This is a genomic window from Shewanella chilikensis (assembly GCF_002836945.1).
GTDB classification, from domain to species: Bacteria; Pseudomonadota; Gammaproteobacteria; order Enterobacterales; family Shewanellaceae; genus Shewanella; species Shewanella chilikensis.
The window spans coordinates 32,656-52,251 of the sequence record NZ_NIJM01000005.1 but is presented as its reverse complement, the minus strand read 5'-3'; the positions used below and the strand labels follow the sequence as shown (position 1 = coordinate 52,251).

At 52.2% G+C, this 19,596-nt stretch carries 15 protein-coding genes, 3 tRNA genes and 1 pseudogene; 9 read left to right on the top strand and 10 right to left on the bottom strand.

From position 1 onward, the window contains the following. Positions 1 to 91 precede the first annotated feature (91 nt). The 8 genes and pseudogenes from CX651_RS02900 (at position 92) to ung (ending at position 7,850) form a co-directional block, all read left to right on the top strand. Positions 92 to 1,696, top strand: coding sequence for an ABC transporter substrate-binding protein (locus CX651_RS02900; RefSeq protein ID WP_226564195.1), 1,605 nt, complete (start codon positions 92 to 94; stop codon positions 1,694 to 1,696). Continuing rightward, positions 1,696 to 2,727, top strand: a complete 1,032-nt coding sequence (locus CX651_RS02895) for an ABC transporter permease (RefSeq protein WP_101053464.1) — start codon at positions 1,696 to 1,698, stop codon at positions 2,725 to 2,727. The genes CX651_RS02900 and CX651_RS02895 overlap by 1 nt, the downstream gene beginning before the upstream one ends. Beyond that, complete coding sequence (locus CX651_RS02890) at positions 2,714 to 3,604, top strand: ABC transporter permease subunit (RefSeq protein ID WP_039033894.1); 891 nt, start codon at positions 2,714 to 2,716, stop codon at positions 3,602 to 3,604. Before CX651_RS02895 ends, CX651_RS02890 begins: the two co-directional genes overlap by 14 nt. Positions 3,605 to 3,606: 2 nt before the next feature. Continuing rightward, positions 3,607 to 4,614, top strand: a complete 1,008-nt coding sequence (locus tag CX651_RS02885; protein ID WP_101053368.1) for a peptide ABC transporter ATP-binding protein — start codon at positions 3,607 to 3,609, stop codon at positions 4,612 to 4,614. Beyond that, complete coding sequence (locus tag CX651_RS02880) at positions 4,595 to 5,380, top strand: peptide ABC transporter ATP-binding protein (protein ID WP_101053366.1); 786 nt, start codon at positions 4,595 to 4,597, stop codon at positions 5,378 to 5,380. Before CX651_RS02885 ends, CX651_RS02880 begins: the two co-directional genes overlap by 20 nt. Positions 5,381 to 5,496: 116 nt before the next feature. Next, on the top strand, positions 5,497 to 6,699 hold the full coding sequence (gene fabV / locus CX651_RS02875) for an enoyl-ACP reductase FabV (protein ID WP_101053364.1): 1,203 nt from the start codon (positions 5,497 to 5,499) through the stop codon (positions 6,697 to 6,699). A gap of 229 nt (positions 6,700 to 6,928) precedes the next feature. Then, complete coding sequence (locus CX651_RS02870; RefSeq protein WP_025010701.1) at positions 6,929 to 7,141, top strand: TOBE domain-containing protein; 213 nt, start codon at positions 6,929 to 6,931, stop codon at positions 7,139 to 7,141. A gap of 35 nt (positions 7,142 to 7,176) precedes the next feature. After that, positions 7,177 to 7,850 (top strand): annotated as a pseudogene (gene ung / locus CX651_RS02865) (uracil-DNA glycosylase). A gap of 109 nt (positions 7,851 to 7,959) precedes the next feature. Here ung and CX651_RS02860 read toward each other — a convergent pair. The 9 genes from CX651_RS02860 to CX651_RS02820 form a co-directional block, all read right to left on the bottom strand. Beyond that, positions 7,960 to 9,819, bottom strand: coding sequence for a SurA N-terminal domain-containing protein (locus tag CX651_RS02860; RefSeq protein WP_101053362.1), 1,860 nt, complete (start codon positions 9,817 to 9,819; stop codon positions 7,960 to 7,962). Positions 9,820 to 10,027: 208 nt separating this feature from the next. Continuing rightward, on the bottom strand, positions 10,028 to 10,300 hold the full coding sequence (hupB, locus tag CX651_RS02855) for a nucleoid-associated protein HU-beta (RefSeq protein ID WP_025010704.1): 273 nt from the start codon (positions 10,298 to 10,300) through the stop codon (positions 10,028 to 10,030). Between the two features lie 257 nt (positions 10,301 to 10,557). Further along, positions 10,558 to 12,915 (bottom strand): endopeptidase La, encoded by a 2,358-nt coding sequence (lon, locus tag CX651_RS02850; RefSeq protein WP_101053360.1) that lies wholly within the window; start codon positions 12,913 to 12,915, stop codon positions 10,558 to 10,560. Between the two features lie 129 nt (positions 12,916 to 13,044). After that, positions 13,045 to 14,325 (bottom strand): ATP-dependent protease ATP-binding subunit ClpX, encoded by a 1,281-nt coding sequence (gene clpX / locus CX651_RS02845; protein ID WP_039033888.1) that lies wholly within the window; start codon positions 14,323 to 14,325, stop codon positions 13,045 to 13,047. 88 nt (positions 14,326 to 14,413) lie between these two features. Then, complete coding sequence (gene clpP, locus CX651_RS02840; protein WP_039033912.1) at positions 14,414 to 15,022, bottom strand: ATP-dependent Clp endopeptidase proteolytic subunit ClpP; 609 nt, start codon at positions 15,020 to 15,022, stop codon at positions 14,414 to 14,416. Positions 15,023 to 15,113: 91 nt separating this feature from the next. Further along, the gene (tig, locus tag CX651_RS02835) at positions 15,114 to 16,418 is read right to left on the bottom strand and encodes a trigger factor (RefSeq protein WP_101053358.1); all 1,305 of its coding nucleotides are present in this window, start codon (positions 16,416 to 16,418) and stop codon (positions 15,114 to 15,116) included. 246 nt (positions 16,419 to 16,664) lie between these two features. Beyond that, positions 16,665 to 16,740 (bottom strand) — tRNA-His (locus CX651_RS02830). A 9-nt stretch (positions 16,741 to 16,749) separates the two neighbouring features. After that, positions 16,750 to 16,826: transfer RNA gene (locus CX651_RS02825), tRNA-Arg, on the bottom strand. 67 nt (positions 16,827 to 16,893) lie between these two features. Further along, positions 16,894 to 16,970 (bottom strand) — tRNA-Pro (locus CX651_RS02820). Positions 16,971 to 17,208: 238 nt separating this feature from the next. Here CX651_RS02820 and folD point away from each other — a divergent pair. Next, positions 17,209 to 18,063 (top strand): bifunctional methylenetetrahydrofolate dehydrogenase/methenyltetrahydrofolate cyclohydrolase FolD, encoded by an 855-nt coding sequence (folD, locus tag CX651_RS02815; RefSeq protein ID WP_101053356.1) that lies wholly within the window; start codon positions 17,209 to 17,211, stop codon positions 18,061 to 18,063. Between the two features lie 123 nt (positions 18,064 to 18,186). On the opposite strand, the gene cysS is transcribed toward folD, so the two are convergent. Beyond that, positions 18,187 to 19,566, bottom strand: coding sequence for a cysteine--tRNA ligase (gene cysS / locus CX651_RS02810; protein WP_101053354.1), 1,380 nt, complete (start codon positions 19,564 to 19,566; stop codon positions 18,187 to 18,189). Between the last annotated feature and the right edge of the window lie 30 nt (positions 19,567 to 19,596).

The following is a 19,596-nucleotide window of genomic DNA, read 5'->3' as shown; positions in this document are numbered from 1 at the left end:
GCTCTACGGACGCCTTGCCACTGGGCGTTTATTCCGCTCATGTCGGCGCCTGAAACTGACCGGGTGCATACTGACCGGCCTGGCTCTGACAATGCTGCTTGGCGGCTGTGGTCAACAGAAAGTGCCTTCCGGCCTGGTTTACTGCTCCGAGGGCAATCCCGAGTCGTTCAACCCGCAGCTGGTGACCTCGGGAACCACAATCGATGCCACCTCGCACCAAATTTATAGCCGCCTGGTGGATTATGATCCCGAGAGCGGCGATATCATCCCGGCACTGGCAACCGAGTGGCAAATAAGCGAAGACGGCCTCAGTTATGAGTTTGAGTTGCGCCAGCGTACCCTATTTCACGAACAGCCATACTTTCACCCCAGCCGGCATTTCAATGCAGATGATGTGCTGTTCAGTTTCAATCGCATCATAGACAAACAGCACCCTTTCCATGAGGTAGCTCAGGGCGGTTACCCCTTCTTCCAAAGCATAGGCTTTGCCGGGCTGATAAAATCCATCAGCAAACTGAGCGAATACCGAGTCAGATTTGAACTCAACCAACCCGATGCTTCATTCCTGTCCAATCTGGCCACCGACTTTGCGGTAATCCTTTCCAAAGAGTATGCCGATCAGCTTCTCGCCCAAGGCAGCCCACAACAGTTGGATAACCAGCCGGTAGGGACAGGCCCCTTTATGCTGGTGCAATACGTTAAGAATGAATATATCCGCTACCGGCGCCACCCAGGTTACTGGGGCAATATGCCGCAGTCTGAAATGCTGGTGTTCGATATCACGCCACGAAGCACTACCCGCCTGGCCAAGCTGATCACCGGCGATTGCAGCGTCTCGGCCTTGCCCAAGGCCGGTGAGTTGCCGGTTATTGAGCAGCACGACAACCTGGTTTTGGAGAGCCGCCCCGGGATGAACGTGGCCTATTGGGCCTTCAATACCCAAAAACCGCCGTTCAATGATGTCAGGGTCAGACGGGCGCTGGCCTACGCCATCGACAAGCAAAACCTGCTCAAAGCCGTTTATCAGGACACTGCCGTCGAGGCAACCGGTATTCTGCCGCCCTCCTCCTGGGCCTATTCCGACTCGGCCAAGAGTTATGAATATGCCCCGGACAAAGCCAGGGCGCTGCTGGATGAAGCCGGCATAGATAAACTGGAGCTGGATATCTGGGCTATGCCTGTGGCACGAATATACAACCCCAATGCGCTAAAGACCGCCGAGCTGATCCAGGCTGATTTGGCGACCATAGGTGTCAAGGTCAATATCGTCAACTACGATTGGAGTGTGTTCACCCAAAAACTGGCGCGTAGTGACTATGACTCAGTACTCATCGGCTGGAACGCCGACAACAGCGATCCGGATAACTTCTTTACCCCCTTGCTCAGTTGTGGCTCCATCGCCTCCAACAACAACCGTTCCCGCTGGTGTAACCCCAAATTTGACGGCCTGCTCAACCAGGCCAGACGCGTGACCGACAGAGAAAGTCGCAGTTTGCTGTACCGCCAGGCCGAGGCGATTCTGGCACAGGATATGCCGCTAGTGAGTCTGGCACATGCCAAACGTATGGCGCTAAAAAATGCCAGCGTGACCGAAACCAGCCTAACGCCTTTTGGCGGTATCGCCTTTGCCAACATAGGCCACGGCAATAAAGCGACTGCTGATGCCCCAATGCCGCCCGCAAAGGATCAAGAATGATGGCTGCTTACCTATTGCGCAGACTCAACCTCTTTGTCGCCACCTCTATGCTGCTGATTGGTGTACTCTTCTATGCCACCAGTTTGTTTCCGGTTGACCGCATCTACGCCCTGACCGGGATCCAGGCACCGACTGATGCCCAGGAGGCGCAAATCATTGCCGATTATCATCTCGATGGCGGCTCTTTTGCCCAGTTTATGGGTTATTTAACCCAGAGACTCAGTGGCGATCTCGGTATTTCGGTGACCTCTCAAAGGCCAGTGGCAGAAGAGCTGTTGGCGGTATTGCCGGCCTCTTTCGAACTGGCGACTGTATCCGGTTTATTTGCCATCATCTTCGGGGTGCCACTGGGGGTGCTGGCCTCATTGAGTAAACAGAAACTAACCCAAAACGCCATCATGGCGGTAACACTGACAGGTTACTCAATTCCGGTATTCTGGCTCGGGCTGTCCCTGTCACTCTGGTTCGGTGTCAGGCTGGGTTGGCTGCCAATTTCCGGCCAGATAAACCTGCTCTATGAAATCAAGCCTGTGACCGGCTTTATGCTGATAGACACCCTGCTTTCCGACTCGCAATACCGCTTATCCGCCTTTAAGGATGCCGCCTTGCATATAATCTTGCCAGCGCTGACCTTGTCTGTGTTGCCCTTTACCGTGGTGGTACGTATTACCCGCTCGGCGATGATGAATGTGATGAACCAGACCTATATCCGCGCCGCCGAGGCAAGAGGTCTGCCAACCAGCAAAATCGTTTTGCGCCACGCCCTGCCCAATGCCTTGATCCCCTTGCTCAAGCATCTGGGACTTATGCTGGGGCCATTTGCCAGTTATGCCATAGTGGTGGAGGTAATCTTCAGTTGGCCTGGAGTAGGCTCCTGGCTGGTATCTGGTATCTATCAGCGGGATTACACTGTGATCCAGGGCGGTACACTGGCGGTAGCGCTGCTGATTATCTTTCTGAGTATTCTGATTGAAGTGCTGCATACGGCCACCAATCCGCTCAGCAGGAAGGAACTCTATGCCTCAAATTAAGATTTATCAGGAAGACGATATTCCGTCCCCCAGCCTCAAGCTCTGGCGTACCTTTGCCGCCAACCCTTTTGCGCTTGCCGGGCTTTGGGGAGTGCTCTGCCTGCTGATCCTGACAATGTTCGGGCCCATGATGGCCCCTTACCCGGCCGATTTTCAAGATCCCAACGCCCTGTTACTGCCACCATCCTGGGACGATCTCGGCACGGTTGAGCACTTTCTCGGTACAGACGATCTCGGCAGGGATATCTTTTCCCGCCTACTGCACGGCACCAGCTACACCTTCGGCATGGCGCTGGCGATTGTTGCCACCGCGCTCCTGGTCGGATTTATCATAGGTTCATTCTCGGGGATGATGCGCGGCCTCAAGTCCAGTATCCTTGGGCACCTGCTCGATGCCTTGCTGTCGATTCCATCACTCTTGATGGCCATTTTGGTGGTGGCGGTAATGGGCCCAGGGCTGATGAACGTATTCTGGGCGGTGGGGATTGCGCTCACCCCTCAGTTTGTGCGCGCCATACATCAAGCCGTGCATGAAGAGTTGCAAAAAGAGTATGTCACCGCCGCCAAGTTGGATGGTGCCAATGGTCTGCAGATATTCTGGTTTGTGATTATGCCCAATGTCTGGGAGACTGTGATTATTCAAACCACGCTGGCAATATCAGCGGCCATTTTGGATATCGCCGCGCTGGGTTTTCTCAACCTCGGCGCCCAGGCGCCCAAATCCGAATGGGGCGCCATGGTGTTCCAGGGGCTGGATAACCTGCTGACCGCTCCCTGGACTGTGACCATTCCGGGAGCCGCTATCCTGCTGAGTGTATTGGCCGTCAACCTGGTCGGCGATGGACTGAGATCGGCGCTTGCGCCCATCAGAAACTGATTATGCCATTACTCGATATACGAAATCTCACCATAGAACTGGACACGCCACAAGGGCGGGTCAAGGCATTGGAAAAAGTCAGCCTGACGGTCAATGCCGGAGAAATCCATGGTCTGGTCGGTGAATCCGGCTCGGGCCGCTCTCTCATGGCGCGGGCCATTCTCGGTATTCCCGGCCCCAACTGGACTGTCACCGCCGATCGCATGATGTGGGATGGCCGCAACCTGATGGAAATGACCCATGCAGAACGCCGTAGTCTGATGGGCTCTGATATGTCAATGATATTTCAGGACCCTTCCGGCAGTTTCGACCCGGCGCTGACCGTGGGCAGCCAATTGATTGAAGCCATGCCGTTGAATAGGCAGACACCTTTCTTTCGCCGCAGTAAAGAGCGGCGCCTCACTGCCCAGAAATGGCTGCACAAAGTGGGGGTCAAAGAGCCGCGGCGGGTGCTGGCCAGCTACGCCTGGGAACTCTCCGAAGGTGAATGCCAGAAAGTGATGATCGCCATGGCGCTCGCCAATCGCCCCAAGTTGCTGATAGCCGATGAACCCACGGCTTCGATGGAACCCAGTACCCAGGCGCAGATTTTTCGTCTGTTGACCCAGCTCAATCAGTTGCAGAACGTCGCCATCTTGCTGATCAGCCACGAGCTGGACACACTGTCGAACTGGTGTAATCGGCTAACAGTGCTCTACAGCGGGCAGGTGATGGAATCCGGCCCTACCGCAGAGCTACTTGAACAGCCTTATCATCCCTATACCAAGGCGATGCTGGATAATATGCCGGACTACTCCGGTCCTGCAGCCCACAAAACACTGATGCCGACCCTGCCGGGCTCAGTGCCAGCGCTGCAACATCTGCCGATAGGCTGTCGCCTGGGGCCTCGCTGCCCAGAAGCCCGCAAACAATGCGTGGTGCAACCGCAACTGAGCCATCACAAAGACAGATATTACGCCTGCCATTTCCCTTATCAGAGTGAGCCTATTGATGACGACTCCCTTGCTTAAAGTCACGGACCTGAGCAAACGCTACTTCAGCGGCTACAAGGGCTTTCGCCGCCAATATACTGAAGCTTTGGCGCCCATTTCGTTCGAACTCAACAGTGGCGAAACCCTGGCCATCGCCGGTGAAGCCGGCTCCGGCAAAAGTACTTTGGCCCGCATTTTAGTCGGCGCCGAGTATCGCAGCGGCGGACAAATTCTGTTCAATGGCGAGCCGCTCGACAGCCATGATCTGAAACAGCGCTGCAGACTTATCAGGATGATATTCCAGGATCCCAACACCTCACTCAACCCCAGGCTGACCATAGGGGAGTTGCTCAATGAGCCGCTGAGATTTAATACCCGGTTGTCGGCCCATGCCCGCAGCGAACAAGTGATTGAGACCCTGCGCAAAGTCGGCTTGCTGCCGGAACATGTGGAGTTTTACCCCCACATGATTTCCGAAGGTCAGAAACAGCGGGTGGCGGTGGCTCGAGCCTTAATGCTCAACCCGAGGATCATTATCGCCGATGAAGCCCTGACGGCCCTGGATCTCTCGGTGCGGGCGCAGATCCTCAACCTGCTGCTCAAGCTACAAAAAGAGATGGGACTTTCCTATATATTTGTGTCCCACAACCTCAATGTTATTCGCCATGTAAGCGACAAGATCATGGTGTTGCACAAGGGGGTGATGGTGGAAAAAGCCGCCACTGAGACCCTGTTCAATGACCCGCAACATGAATACACCCAAAGATTGCTGCAAGAGCAGGCACAATTGACCCGCAAGCGTTGATAAGGGTTCAAACTGCTCCAACCACTGCCCCGTCGGCAGGCTTTTTGAAAAAATCAGTACCAATTCAAGTTGAAATACTTATCCTAATGACAGTTTTCGGAAGAAGAAGCTAAGACATGATTATTAAACCTAAAATTCGTGGTTTCATTTGTACCACTACTCATCCTCTGGGCTGTGAAGCCAACGTGCTGGAGCAGATCAACACCACCAAGGCCAAAGGCAAGATAGCCAATGGCCCCAAGAAAGTACTGGTGGTAGGTTCTTCCAGTGGTTATGGTCTCTCCTCCCGTATTGCCGCCGCCTTTGGTTCCGACGCTGCCACTATAGGGGTCTTTTTTGAAAAGCCCGGCACTGAAACCAAACCAGGCACAGCCGGTTGGTACAACTCGGCGGCGTTTGACAAGTTTGCCAAGGCAGAAGGCCTGTATTCCAAGAGCATCAACTGTGATGCCTTCAGCCATGAAGCCAAAGCCAAGGTGATTGAGCTGATCAAGGCCGATCTGGGCCAGATAGACATGATAGTTTATTCACTGGCCTCGCCTGTGCGTAAATTGCCTGACAGCGGCGAAGTGATCCGCTCAGCCCTCAAGCCTATCGGCGAGTCATATCGCTCTACCGCGGTGGACACCAACAAAGACACCATCATTGAAGCCTCGGTTGAACCGGCCACAGAGCAGGAAATCAACGACACTGTGACTGTGATGGGTGGTCAGGATTGGGAACTGTGGGTAGATGCCCTCGACAAAGCCGGTGTGCTGGCCGATGGCTGCAAGACAGTAGCTTACAGCTATATAGGTACAGAGCTGACCTGGCCTATCTACTGGCATGGTGCTCTGGGTAAAGCCAAGATGGATCTCGACCGCGCCGCCGGCGAACTGAACCAAAGACTGGCCGCCAAGGGTGGCAGTGCCAATGTCGCCGTGCTCAAGAGTGTGATCACTCAGGCCAGTTCGGCTATTCCGGTAATGCCACTGTATATCGCCATGGTCTTCAAGAAGATGCGCGAAGAAGGCCTGCATGAAGGCTGTATGGAACAGATTTACCGTATGTTCAGCGAGCGCCTATACAAGGCCGATGGCAGCAAGCCAGAAGTAGACGATGCCAACCGCCTGCGCCTGGACGATTGGGAGCTGAGAGAAGACATCCAGCAGCATTGTCGCGATCTCTGGCCACAAATCACCACAGAAAACCTCAGTGAGCTGACTGATTACCGTGAGTACAAGGCCGAATTCCTTAAGTTGTTTGGCTTTGGTATCGAAGGCATAGACTATGATGCCGACGTTAATCCAGCCGTTGAGTTTGACGTGATTGAACTCTAAATTGAAACAATAACGCTGACCGAAAAACGCCGCTATCAAGCGGCGTTTTCTTTTACCACCACAAGTAAAGGTTAAATTATAAGCTTTCAGGCAATGAATCGACCGTGGGCATTTTACCTATGGTTGCAGAATCAGCGCTTGGAGCCCAAATTTGTCGCTCAGGCATCCATCTTGAGGACGATTGAGTTTATACTCTTTACCTTGCTAATTATTCTTCCAGGAGAAAACCATGAAAATCAGTGCACGCAACTGTCTTGGCGGTACCATCAAAGCCATCGAAGAAGGCTCTGTAAACAACGAAGTCACCATTGAACTGGCTCCGGGTGTCGAATTAACTTCCGTAGTCACCAAAGCCTCCTGTGAGCGTTTAGGGCTTAAAGTCGGTGACAGTGCATACGCACTGATCAAAGCCAGCAGCGTAATGCTGGGTGTTGACGAATAATCAATGAGCAGCGCCGCAAGGCGCTGTTTTTTGTTATGCATACGGATATCAGTTGGGCCAAAGTGCTGGGCCCTGAAAAACAACAAGCCTATTTTCAAAAGACGCTGGCTTATATCAACGCCGAGCGTGCCCGGGTAAAAATCATCTACCCTCCCAAAAACAATACCTTCAACGCCCTGCGTTATACACCACTATCAGAAGTCAAAGTAGTGCTCCTGGGACGAGATCCCTATCATGATCCAGATCAGGCCCACGGCCTGTGCTTCTCAGTGCCCAAAGGGGTGATGCCACCGCCTTCATTGCAGAACATGTTTAAGGAGCTGGCCAATACAGTCCCGGGATTTCGCTATCCAAGCCATGGCAATCTTTGCAGCTGGGCCAGTAAGGCGTGCTGCTGCTCAATACTGTGCTCAGTGTCGAGCGTTATCAGCCACACTCCCATGCCCATATCGGCTGGGAACTATTCACCGATAGAGTGATAGAGGCGGTCGATAAATACACAAAAAGCGTGGTATTTCTGCTTTGGGGGAAGCCTGCCGGGCTCAAGGCTCAGCGGATTGATGGCAGCAAACATCTTATCTTAAAGGCCCCTCAGCCATCGTCGCGCTCGGCTCACAGAGGGTTCTTTGGCTGTAATCATTTCAATCGGGCCAACGATTACCTCATAACCAAAGGCAAGGCGCCCATAGATTGGCGCTTACCAGACTAACCTGCCGCTCGCCAAAGTCCTGGCACCCTGGTTAACCACAGAACATAAATCCCAGACATAAAGAAGCCGGTCACTTGGACCGGCTTCTAAGCTAAATCACTGAAGCTATTTACTCATCGCCTTCCGGGTAAACGATTTCAGCTTTGGCCTTCAGCATATCGATAACAGCGCGATAGTCATTCTCACCGTACTGGCTATTAAGACCTTGCTTAATGGCCGCAACCTGATCGGCAGGTACGCTTTCAGTGGCATGGATTGCATCCAATACCACTACCGCATAACCGGTCGCCAGCGATACAGTATCAACGCTCAAGCCCTCTTTGGCCTTGGCCATCTGGAATGCCTTGCTCACCAAAGCCGAATCTACGTCCTGGGTGAAACGTCCCAGGTTAGCACGGCTCTGCAGCGCGATATCAGCACTGCCTTCTTTGAGCTTGACCATGTATTCCTGCGCCTTGTCACGAGCAATCTCATTGGCTTTTTGCTGCTTAAGACGCGCTTCAATGGCAGGCTTCACTTCGGCGAATTCCAGCGTGCCGGCTTGTTGATGTTCCTTAACGCGGATAACCACGACATGGTTGCGCTCTACTTCAAGCAGCTCACTGTTCATACCTCCCAGTACATCACTGGAGAAGGCGGCCTTGGACAGCTCCGGCTTATCGAAAGGCGCAGGCGCGTTATCACGGCCGAACAACCGGGTAGTCTTGATCTCTGCACCAACGGCCTTGGCCGCCTCCTGCAGGTTATCAGGGATTTCATAGCTGGTATCGGCCAGTTTTTGCTGCAAACCATAGAATTGGTTGACTGCTTCATCCTGCTTGAGTTGGGCAACTATCTTGTCTTTCACTTCGGCGAAAGGAGCAGTCTGACCGCTTTGGATATCCAATAACTTGATGATATGGAAACCAAATGGTGTCTTGACCACTTTGGAGACATCACCCTTACTCAATGCAAACAGAGCGTCATCAAAAGCAGGATCCATCACACCAGGCTCAAACCAACCCAATTCACCACCCTTCTCACCGCTCAAGGTATCCTGGGAATCGGACTTGGCCAGCGCAGCAAAATCAGCGCCGTTTTCCAGTTGCTTATGAATATCCTCGGCCTTGGCTTCGGCGTTGTCGGTCGAGGCATCAATCAGAATATGGGCAGCCAGACGCTTTTCGGCAGTCTGATATTGATTCTGATGCTCATCATAGTAAGTCTTGGCTTGCTCATCGCTGACCTCAATGCTATCGGCCAAATCTTTGGCATCAAGCTCAACATATTCCAGACTGATCATTTCCGGACGTTCAAATTGGGCCGGATTGGTGTCGTAAAATGATTTGACTTCCTCTTCGGTCACTGTCGCTTGGCCCAGGAAAGGCTCAGCGTCAACCAAGAGATAGCGAATATCACGGGTTTGTCCCTGCAGCTTTGCCAGAGATTCGGCTTCACCATTGAGAACAAACTCACTGCCAATCAAGGCGCTAATCAGCTGTCGACGAGTCATGTCCACCCGCATGCTTTCACGGAAAGTGGCTTGTTGATAGCCCAGTTGGCGCAGAATCGCTTCGAAGCGATCGTTGTCAAACTTGCCTTCAGTCTGGAAAGCCGGTTCTTGTCTAATGGCTTCTGCGATTTGAGCATTGGACACTCTCAAGCCCATTTCAGCAGCGGCTTGATCCAGCAGCTTTTGCGCTACCAGACGTTCAAGCACGCCTTGCTTGATACTGGCCAGATAAGCATCATTGGCCGCCAGGGCGTCAAACATCTCACCCAACTGTTGTTCCAGACGGGCACGCTCGCTTTGATAGGCCTGGTCCAGTTCGGTTGTGGAAATCTCTTCACCATTGACTGTGGCGGCCGGAGCCACTGAGGAGGAACCCAGGTAACTGCTTACACCAGCAAATGCAAAGGAAAGTATCACCAGTACCAAAATACCTTTGGCTATTACGCCCTGTGACCCTTCGCGAATCTTCTCTAACATCAGACGTCTCGCTTAGCGATTAATAGTAAAAAAAAGGCGCATCTCTTGTGGGATGCGCCTATCTGTAACATGAATGGAGTCTGCAGACGCTACTTCAGCTTATCCTCACACTCCGAAACGTCGGCTAATCCGGCGCTTCCCAATCCGTAAAAAGCACTGCCTGGCAGTGCTTAATCTTTACGAAAGCCTACAAAGGCTACGATGTTAATTAGTTAACAGCGTCTTTAAGAGCTTTACCTGCTTTGAATGCAGGGATCTTAGCTGCAGCGATTTTGATCTCTTTCCCGGTCTGTGGGTTACGACCAGTACGCTCAGCGCGCTCACGCACTTCAAAAGTACCGAAACCAACAAGAGAAATTTTGTCGCCTTCTTTCAGACCATCAGTCACAGCTGCGATGAAAGAGTCCAGTGCGCGGCCGGCAGCGGCTTTAGAAATGTCAGCACCAGAAGCGATTTTCTCGATTAGTTCAGATTTGTTCATGTCATCCCCTTGAATGTAGTTTTCGCGCCGCAACCAAATCCTTCTCTAGAGCGGTCTGCGGAGGCTTTTATAACAAGCTTGATACCAAAGTTCAAGCTCAGTTGGAAAACCAAAGAATTTAAATTGGATACAGCTCAAAGCCAGTTGCCCCAAGGGCTTGGCACAACTGGCTCTCCACAGACCTAGGCTACCACAGGTCTGGGTTTTGTTAAGCCCCTTTTTTCATTTTTTTTAGTGGCATAGGACATTTTCTTGCGTTAGCCCAAATTTTTAACCACTTCAAAGCCTTCGACTGGTCGCTCAAGCGCCAATTGCAGCACTTCGTCTATCCAACGAACCGGACGAATTTCCAAGTCTGCCACTACGTTAGCCGGAATTTCTTCCAGATCCCGTTCGTTTTCCTTGGGTATCAACACCAGCTTAATGCCACCGCGGTGGGCCGCCAGCAGTTTTTCTTTCAGGCCACCGATTGGCAGCACCTCGCCTCTCAGGGTAATTTCACCTGTCATGGCGACTTCACCCTTGACCGGGTTACCTGTCAGGCTGGAAACCAGCGCGGTACACATGGCGGCACCGGCAGATGGACCATCTTTCGGGGTTGCCCCTTCGGGTACGTGCACATGGATATCACGCTTCTCGTAGAAGTCAGGGTTGATCCCCAACTGCTCGGCGCGCGCCCGAACCACAGTCATAGCGGCCTGGATAGACTCCTGCATCACATCACCCAAAGAGCCTGTATAGGTGAGCTTACCCTTACCGGCCACAGATGTGGCTTCTATAGTCAGTAAATCGCCGCCTACTTCGGTCCAGGCCAAACCTGTCACCTGGCCAATCTGGTTCTTGGACTCGGCCTTACCATAGTCAAAGCGCTGTACCCCGAGGAAAGACTTGAGGTTGTCCTGATTGACATCCACATGCTTGGTATCTTTCTCCAGCATGATCTGTTTGACCACTTTACGGCAAATCTTTGACAGCTCACGTTCCAGCGCCCGCACCCCGGCTTCACGGGTGTAGTAGCGGATCACCCCGAGAATAGCGCTGTCATCGATAGTGATTTCAGTCTTCTTCAGGCCGTTACGTTCAATCTGCTTCGGCAACAAGTGCTGCTTGGCAATATTGAGTTTCTCATCTTCCGTGTAACCGCTCAGACGAATAACTTCCATCCGATCCAACAAGGGGCCCGGGATGTTCATCGAGTTGGAGGTGGCCACAAACATCACATCGGACAGATCGTAATCCACTTCCAGGTAGTGATCGTTAAAGGTGGCGTTCTGCTCGGGATCCAACACCTCCAGCAATGCCGAGGCCGGATCGCCGCGCATGTCCGAGCTCATCTTGTCGATTTCATCGAGCAAAAACAGCGGGTTTTTCACCCCGACTTTGGCCATCTTCTGGATAATCTTGCCCGGCATAGAACCTATATAGGTACGGCGGTGACCGCGGATTTCCGCCTCATCACGCACGCCGCCCAATGCGACCCGCACATATTTACGACCGGTCGCTTTGGCAATAGATTGTCCCAGGGATGTCTTACCTACCCCTGGCGGGCCAACCAGACACAGGATAGGCCCCTTAAGCTGTTTCACCCGGCTCTGTACTGCCAGATACTCAAGGATCCGCTCTTTAACCTTCTCCAGGCCATAGTGATCTGTATCCAGCACCTGTTCGGCCTTGGAGAGGTCACGCTTAATCTTGGAGCGCTGTTTCCAGGGCACTGAGGTCATCCAGTCAACATAGCTGCGTACCACAGTGGCTTCGGCCGACATCGGAGACATCATTCTCAGCTTGTTGAGTTCAGCAGACGCCTTCTCTTTGGCTTCTTCCGGCATGCCGGCTTCTTCAATCTTACGGCCAAGGCTTTCAAATTCATCATGGCCCTCATCAAGATCGCCAAGCTCCTTCTGGATAGCCTTCATCTGTTCGTTGAGATAATACTCACGCTGGCTCTTTTCCATCTGCTTCTTGACCCGAGAACGGATACGTTTTTCTACCTGCAGCAGGTCGATTTCCGCTTCCATCATGGCCATCAGATATTCGAGTCTTTCACCGACCTTGACCATCTCCAGTACAGACTGCTTGTCTGCCAGCTTAAGCGGCATATGCGCCGCCATGGTATCGGCCAGTCTGTCGGCCTCTTCAATACCAGAGAGTGAGGTGAGTACCTCGGGCGGAATTTTCTTGTTCAGCTTGATATAGCCTTCAAACTGACTGATAGCGCTGCGAACCAGCACCTCTTCTTCCTTGTCATCCAGCGCTTCAGACTCCAGGTAGTGTGCGGTGGCAACAAAGAACTCTTCTTCCTGGGTATAACGTTCTATGCGGGCGCGCTTGCCGCCTTCGACCAATACCTTGACTGTGCCATCGGGCAGCTTCAGCAGCTGCAAAATGGAAGCGACTGTACCTACGTCGAAAATATCGTCTATGCCAGGCTCGTCCAGATCCGCATCCCGCTGCGCCACAAGAATGATCTGTTTATCCTGCGCCATGGCAGTTTCCAAACAACGGATGGACTTTTCACGTCCTACGAATAACGGAATTACCATATGGGGATAGACCACCACGTCTCTCAGTGGCAGCACGGGCAATTCGATTCGCGCTTCACGCTCTAGGGTCATAGTTCGATTCCGTTTCAGTTAAAGATTACATTGAGTATATTGGGACGCTTTCCCGGCTTTCAATGGTAAAGATAAAAAAAGGAGCCCCAGTGGACTCCTTAATTTTCAACCTGATAGCTTATTGCTCAGTTATTGGTCACCGGCAGCAGCCTGGGAGTCATTATTCTCATAAATAAGAATAGGCGCTGACTCACCTTTCACCACAGACTCATCAATAACCACCTTGACCACGTTATCCATGGACGGCAGGTCATACATGGTATCCAGCAGTATCGCCTCAACGATGGAGCGCAGACCGCGGGCACCTGTCTTACGGGACATGGCTTTTTGTGCTATCGCCTTGAGGGCGTCATCGCGAAACTCGAGTTCGACATTCTCCATCTCGAACAAAGTGGCAAACTGCTTGGTGATGGCGTTTTTGGGCTCGGACAGGATCTGCACCAGCGCCGCTTCATCCAGTTCACCCAAGGTCGCAACCACAGGTAAACGCCCGATAAACTCAGGAATAAGGCCATACTTGACCAGGTCTTCCGGCTCAACCTGCAGCAGAGTATCTGTGATGGTGGCCTTTTCAGCCTGACCTTTAACCTGAGCGCCAAAACCTATACCGCTGCCCACATGGGAGCGCTGCTCAATCACCTTCTCAAGGCCGGCAAAGGCACCACCACAAATAAAGAGTATCTTGGAGGTATCAACCTGCAGGAACTCCTGTTGTGGGTGTTTACGACCGCCCTGAGGAGGCACAGCGGCAACAGTGCCTTCAATCAGTTTCAGCAGTGCCTGCTGCACCCCTTCACCGGACACGTCCCGGGTGATGGAAGGGTTATCTGACTTACGGCTGATTTTGTCAATCTCATCGATATAGACAATACCACGCTGCGCCTTGTCAACATCATAGTCGCACTTCTGCAGCAGCTTCTGAATGATATTTTCAACGTCTTCCCCCACATAGCCGGCTTCGGTCAATGTGGTGGCATCCGCCATGGTAAAAGGCACATTCAGGAACCGCGCCAGGGTCTCTGCCAGCAAGGTTTTACCACTACCAGTTGGGCCGATAAGCAGAATATTACTCTTGCCAAGCTCCACACCATCTTTGGGGGCGCTGTTTTTCAGGCGTTTGTAGTGGTTATAAACCGCTACAGACAACACCTTCTTGGCCTGCTCCTGGCCGATAACGTAATCATCCAAATGAGCGCGCAGTTCATGGGGAGTCGGCAGCTTGTCCTGATCCCGATTGGGCGAAATCTCTTTTATCTCTTCGCGAATGATGTCGTTACACAACTCGACACATTCGTCGCATACATACACAGATGGCCCGGCGATCAGTTTGCGAACTTCATGCTGGCTTTTTCCGCAGAAAGAGCAATACAGCAATTTGCCGCTATCACCGTTGCCTTTGTTGTCACCCATTACTCTACCTCTTTTGCAGTCTGCTCTACTGCCATACACTTAAGCGTCTTCAATCTGAGCATAGCCCAGCCATAAGCAAAAATCAGCCTTAACGTTTGGTCAGAACCGAATCCACCAAACCGTATTCCATGGCCTGAGAAGCACTCATAAAGTTATCTCGGTCGGTATCCCGCTCGATGATTTCCAATGGTTGACCTGTGTGCTCGGCCAACATCTGGTTCAGCTTCTGTTTAATCCCCAGGATCTCTTGGGCATGGATAGCGATATCCGATGCCTGGCCCTGGAAACCACCCAAAGGCTGATGGATCATCACCCGCGAGTTCGGCAAACAGTGACGCTTACCCTTGGCACCACCGGCCAACAGGAAGGCGCCCATACTGGCCGCTTGCCCGATACATACAGTGCTGACATCCGGCTTAATAAACTGCATGGTGTCATAAATAGCCATACCAGCAGTGACAGAGCCGCCTGGTGAGTTGATATAAAGAGAGATCTCTTTATCCGGGTTTTCTGATTCCAAAAACAGCAACTGTGCCACGATCAAGTTGGCCATGTGCTCTTCAACCTGACCAACCAGGAAGATCACCCGCTCTTTCAACAGACGTGAATAGATATCGTAAGAGCGTTCTCCCTTGGCGGTTTGCTCAACCACCATAGGAACGAGTGCATTAAGTACTGATTCTGGCGCGTTATGCATCATTAACTTTCCCTAAATAAAAAACGGCCCGCATGAGGGACCTCATACGAGCCATTATAAATGGCGAACAACCAAGCAAGTCAAGCTTAGGTTATGCGCGGCCGGTAGCCTTGTTCATAAATTCTTCAAAAGCGACATCTTTCTTAGTCACTTTGGCTGATTTCAGAACCGCTTCAACAGCTTGCTCTTCCAGAGCCAGGTTGCGCATGTTCTGCATCAACTCTTCGTTACCGTTGTAGTATTCGATCACTTCTTTTGGATCTTCGTAAGCAGAAGCCATGGAAGCAATCAATGCCTGTACGCGCTCTTCTTCGGCTTTCAGCTCGTTGGACTTAATCACTTCGCCCAGCAGCAGACCGACTTTAACACGGCGCTCGGCTTGTTCGGTGAACAGCTCGGCTGGCAGCTCAGGCATGTTGGCACCTTGACCACCGAAACGCTGCATGGCTTGGCGACGCAGTACGTCAACTTCACCGTCGATCAGCGCTTTTGGCAGTTCGATTTCGTTGGCAGCCAGCAGGCCTTCAAGAACTTGTTCTTTCACATTGGCTTTCAGAGCTTGTTCCAGCTCGCGGCCCATGTTCTTGCTGATCTCAGCTTTCAGAGCATCGATGCCGCCATCGGTGATACCGAACAGCTTGGCGAACTCGTCGTTAACTTCAGGCAGGTTGGCGCCCTTGACTTCTTTCACTGTGATAGCGAACTTGGCGGCTTTGCCTTTCAGGTTTTCAGCGTGGTATTCCTCAGGGAAAGTCACGTCAATGTCGAACTCTTCACCGGCTTTGTGGCCTTTAACGCCTTCTTCAAAACCAGGGATCATGCGACCGCTGCCCAGTTGCAGTTCGAAGTCTTCGGCCTTGCCACCTTCAAACTCTTCACCGTCAACGCTACCAACAAAGTTGATAACCACTTTGTCGCCGTCTTCGGCAGCGCGCTCAACCGCTTCGTAAGTCGCGTGTTGCTTGCGCAGAGTTTCGATCATGTTATCAACGTCGGCTTGTTGTACTTCGGCAACAGGCTGCTCAACTTCGATACCGTCCAGGCCTTTGATTTCAACTTCTGGATAAATTTCAAAGGTCGCAGTGAACTCAAACTTTTCGGCGTCAGTGGCACCTGGGGTAAAGGTAGGAGCACCGGCAGGGTTCAACTTCTCGGCAATGATGGCCTCAATGAAGTTGCGCTGCATTACTTCACCGGTAATGTCTTGGCGAATCGCTTTGCCATAACGCTTTTCAATCACGCTTGCTGGGACTTTACCTGGACGGAAACCTGGGATACGGGCACGCTTGGCTTCGCGTTGCAGGCTGTCTTTAACCAGTTGTTCGATCTGCTCTGCAGGAACAGAGATGGTCAGGCGACGCTCCAGGCCTTGGGTTGTTTCAACAGAAACTTGCATTGTTTTACCTCGAAATGTGTCTAACGTCCTTTGCAATAGCCGATTGTTTCAACTATTCAGGTATTCGTTTCTTGATCTTTAACTTGACTTAAATGCCCATCAGAAGTGAATTCCGGCACCGGTCGCACATTGTTGATTGTTATCAAGACGCAGCATTATATCGACCGTTCTTAGTGGAGTCGAGCCTCAATGCCACAGAAAAGGGCATAAAAAAAACGACCTAAGGTCGCTTTTTTTAATAAAGAGTGGGGTGACTGATGGGGCTCGAACCCACGACAACTGGAATCACAATCCAGGGCTCTACCAACTGAGCTACAATCACCACCGAAAGTGGTACGCCCGGCAGGATTCGAACCTGCGACCATCCGCTTAGAAGGCGGATGCTCTATCCAACTGAGCTACGGGCGCAGGACCTGCAAATTCAATTTGCATCCTAAGCGGTACTGACAATGCTATCCACACTGCCCTTGAAATCTGGTCGGTGATAGAGGATTCGAACCTCTGACCCTCTGCTCCCAAAGCAGATGCGCTACCAGGCTGCGCTAATCACCGAAAATTTTCTCCAAGCGCGGTTACAACCGGCTCGCCTCGAGAACGGAGCGCATCTTAGCCCCTCACCCGACAAGCGTCAACGATTTTTTTAAGCGCTTTATCTGCTTGGCGAAATTACGTGCTGCTTTAACGAAATTCTGTGTTCTGGACCCGGTTTGTCCATGACACTCCCAAGCCTCACTGGTAAAATGGCGCCGTTTTCAACATCATCGCGCCATACAAAGGATATCCTACACCCATGACAGCCCAACTAATAGATGGCAAAGCGATTGCGCAATCCATAAGACAACAGCTAAAGCAAAAAGTCGCTGCACGTCAAGCAGCGGGACAACGTATCCCAGGCTTGGCTGTTATTCTGGTGGGTGCTGATCCTGCCTCTCAGGTCTATGTCGGCAGCAAGCGTAAAGCCTGTGAAGAAGTGGGGTTCATCTCCCGCTCCTATGATCTGCCGGATTCCACCAGTGAAGAAGAACTGCTGGCCCTGATAGATTCACTCAATGAAGATGCCGCCATTGATGGCATTCTGGTGCAGCTGCCGCTGCCGAAACATATTAAAGAATCCAAGGTCATTGAGCGGATCCGTCCCGACAAAGATGTCGACGGTTTCCATCCTTATAATGTCGGCCGTCTGGCCCAACGGATCCCGGTACTGCGCTCTTGCACTCCCATGGGGATCATGACCCTTATCAAGTCTACCGGTATCGATACTTATGGTCTGGATGCGGTTGTGGTGGGCGCCTCCAATATTGTGGGCCGTCCCATGACTCTGGAGCTCTTACTGGCAGGCTGCACCACCACCACTTGTCACAGATTCACCAAAGATCTCGAGGATAAGGTCAGCCGCGCCGATCTTCTGGTGGTTGCTGTCGGCAAACCCGGCTTTATCCCCGGTAGCTGGATCAAACCAGGCGCCATAGTCATAGATGTGGGCATTAACCGTCTCGACAGTGGCCGTTTAGTGGGCGATGTTGACTTTGATCTTGCCTGTGAGCGCGCCAGCCACATCACCCCGGTTCCCGGTGGCGTGGGTCCAATGACCATAGCCAGCTTGCTGGAAAACACCCTGTTTGCCGCAGAGCAATATCACGACTGAAAGCAAACTTCCGAGCTGCATCTTGATTGAAGCCAACCTCAGTTTGGTTTTCAATTTCAAGCGATAAAAAAACGCCGACTTCAACAGCCGGCGTTTTTGTTTGTGTTATTATTTCGATGAGGGTTACTTCTTGCGCCAACTGGTACCCTGTGGGCCATCTTCCAGCACCACCCCCAGCTCATTCAATCTATTACGGGCAACATCTGCTGCCGGCCAATCCTTCTCGGCGCGGGCACGGTTACGCTCGGCAATAAGCGCTTCGATTTCAGCCACCTCATCGTCGCTGCCCTCGCCTTTGAAGAAGGCTTCAGGTGTTGAGCTGACAATCCCCAAAACATCCGCCAGTTGTTTCAGTGACACGCCAAGGGCCGAAGCTGCCGCCATATCCACGCCCTTGAGGCGGTTGATTTCACGCACCATCTCAAACAGCACTGAGTAGGCTTCGGGGGTGTTGAAGTCATCATCCATCGCCGCCTTGAAGCGCTCAACATACTCTTCGGCAGGCGCAGCAGTGATACTCAGGTCAAGGTCTTTAAGCGCAGTATAAATTCGCTCAAGCGCGGCTCTGGCCTGCTTGAGGTTGTCTTCCGAATAGTTCAGTTGGCTGCGGTAGTGGCCGGACAACAGGAAGTAGCGTACGGTTTCGGCATCATAATGCGCCAACACATCGCGAATGGTGAAGAAGTTACCCAGCGACTTGGACATCTTCTCTTTGTCGACCATCACCATGCCGGTATGCATCCAGTAGTTCACATAAGGCGTGTCGTGGGCGCAGCAAGACTGGGCGATTTCATTTTCATGATGCGGGAACTGCAGATCGCTGCCACCGCCATGGATATCGAAATGCAACCCCAGGTGTTTGCTGTTCATGGCAGAGCACTCAATGTGCCAACCGGGACGACCCGGGCCCCAAGGTGAATCCCAGGTAGGTTCACCGGGCTTGGACATCTTCCATAGCACAAAGTCCATGGGATCGCGCTTGTGTTCGTCCACTTCGACCCGGGCACCGGCCTGCAACTGCTCCAGGTTCTGCCCGGAAAGCTTGCCGTATTCAGGGAAAGAAGCAACGCTGAAAAGTACATCGCCATCATCGGCTACATAGGCATGACCACGGGCGATCAGCGCCCCAACCATGTCGATAATCTCGGCAATATGCAGAGTCGCCCTTGGCTCCATATCGGGGCGCAGCATGTTCAGAGCATCAAAATCTTGATGCATCTGACCGATAAGACGCTCAGTGAGGCTATCGCAGCTTTCGCCATTTTCATTGGCGCGCTTGATGATTTTGTCATCCACGTCTGTGATGTTGCGCAGGAAGTTAACCTGGTAACCCGCGTAACGCAGGTAGCGCACTATCATGTCAAAGGAAACAAAGGTCCGGCCATGACCGATATGACACAAGTCGTATATGGTGACACCACACACATACATACCCACTTTACCTGGGTTAATCGGTTTAAATTCCTCTTTTTGGCGGCTCAGACTGTTGTATATCTTCAACATCGACTTTCTCTTCAACAATATAGGATTAGT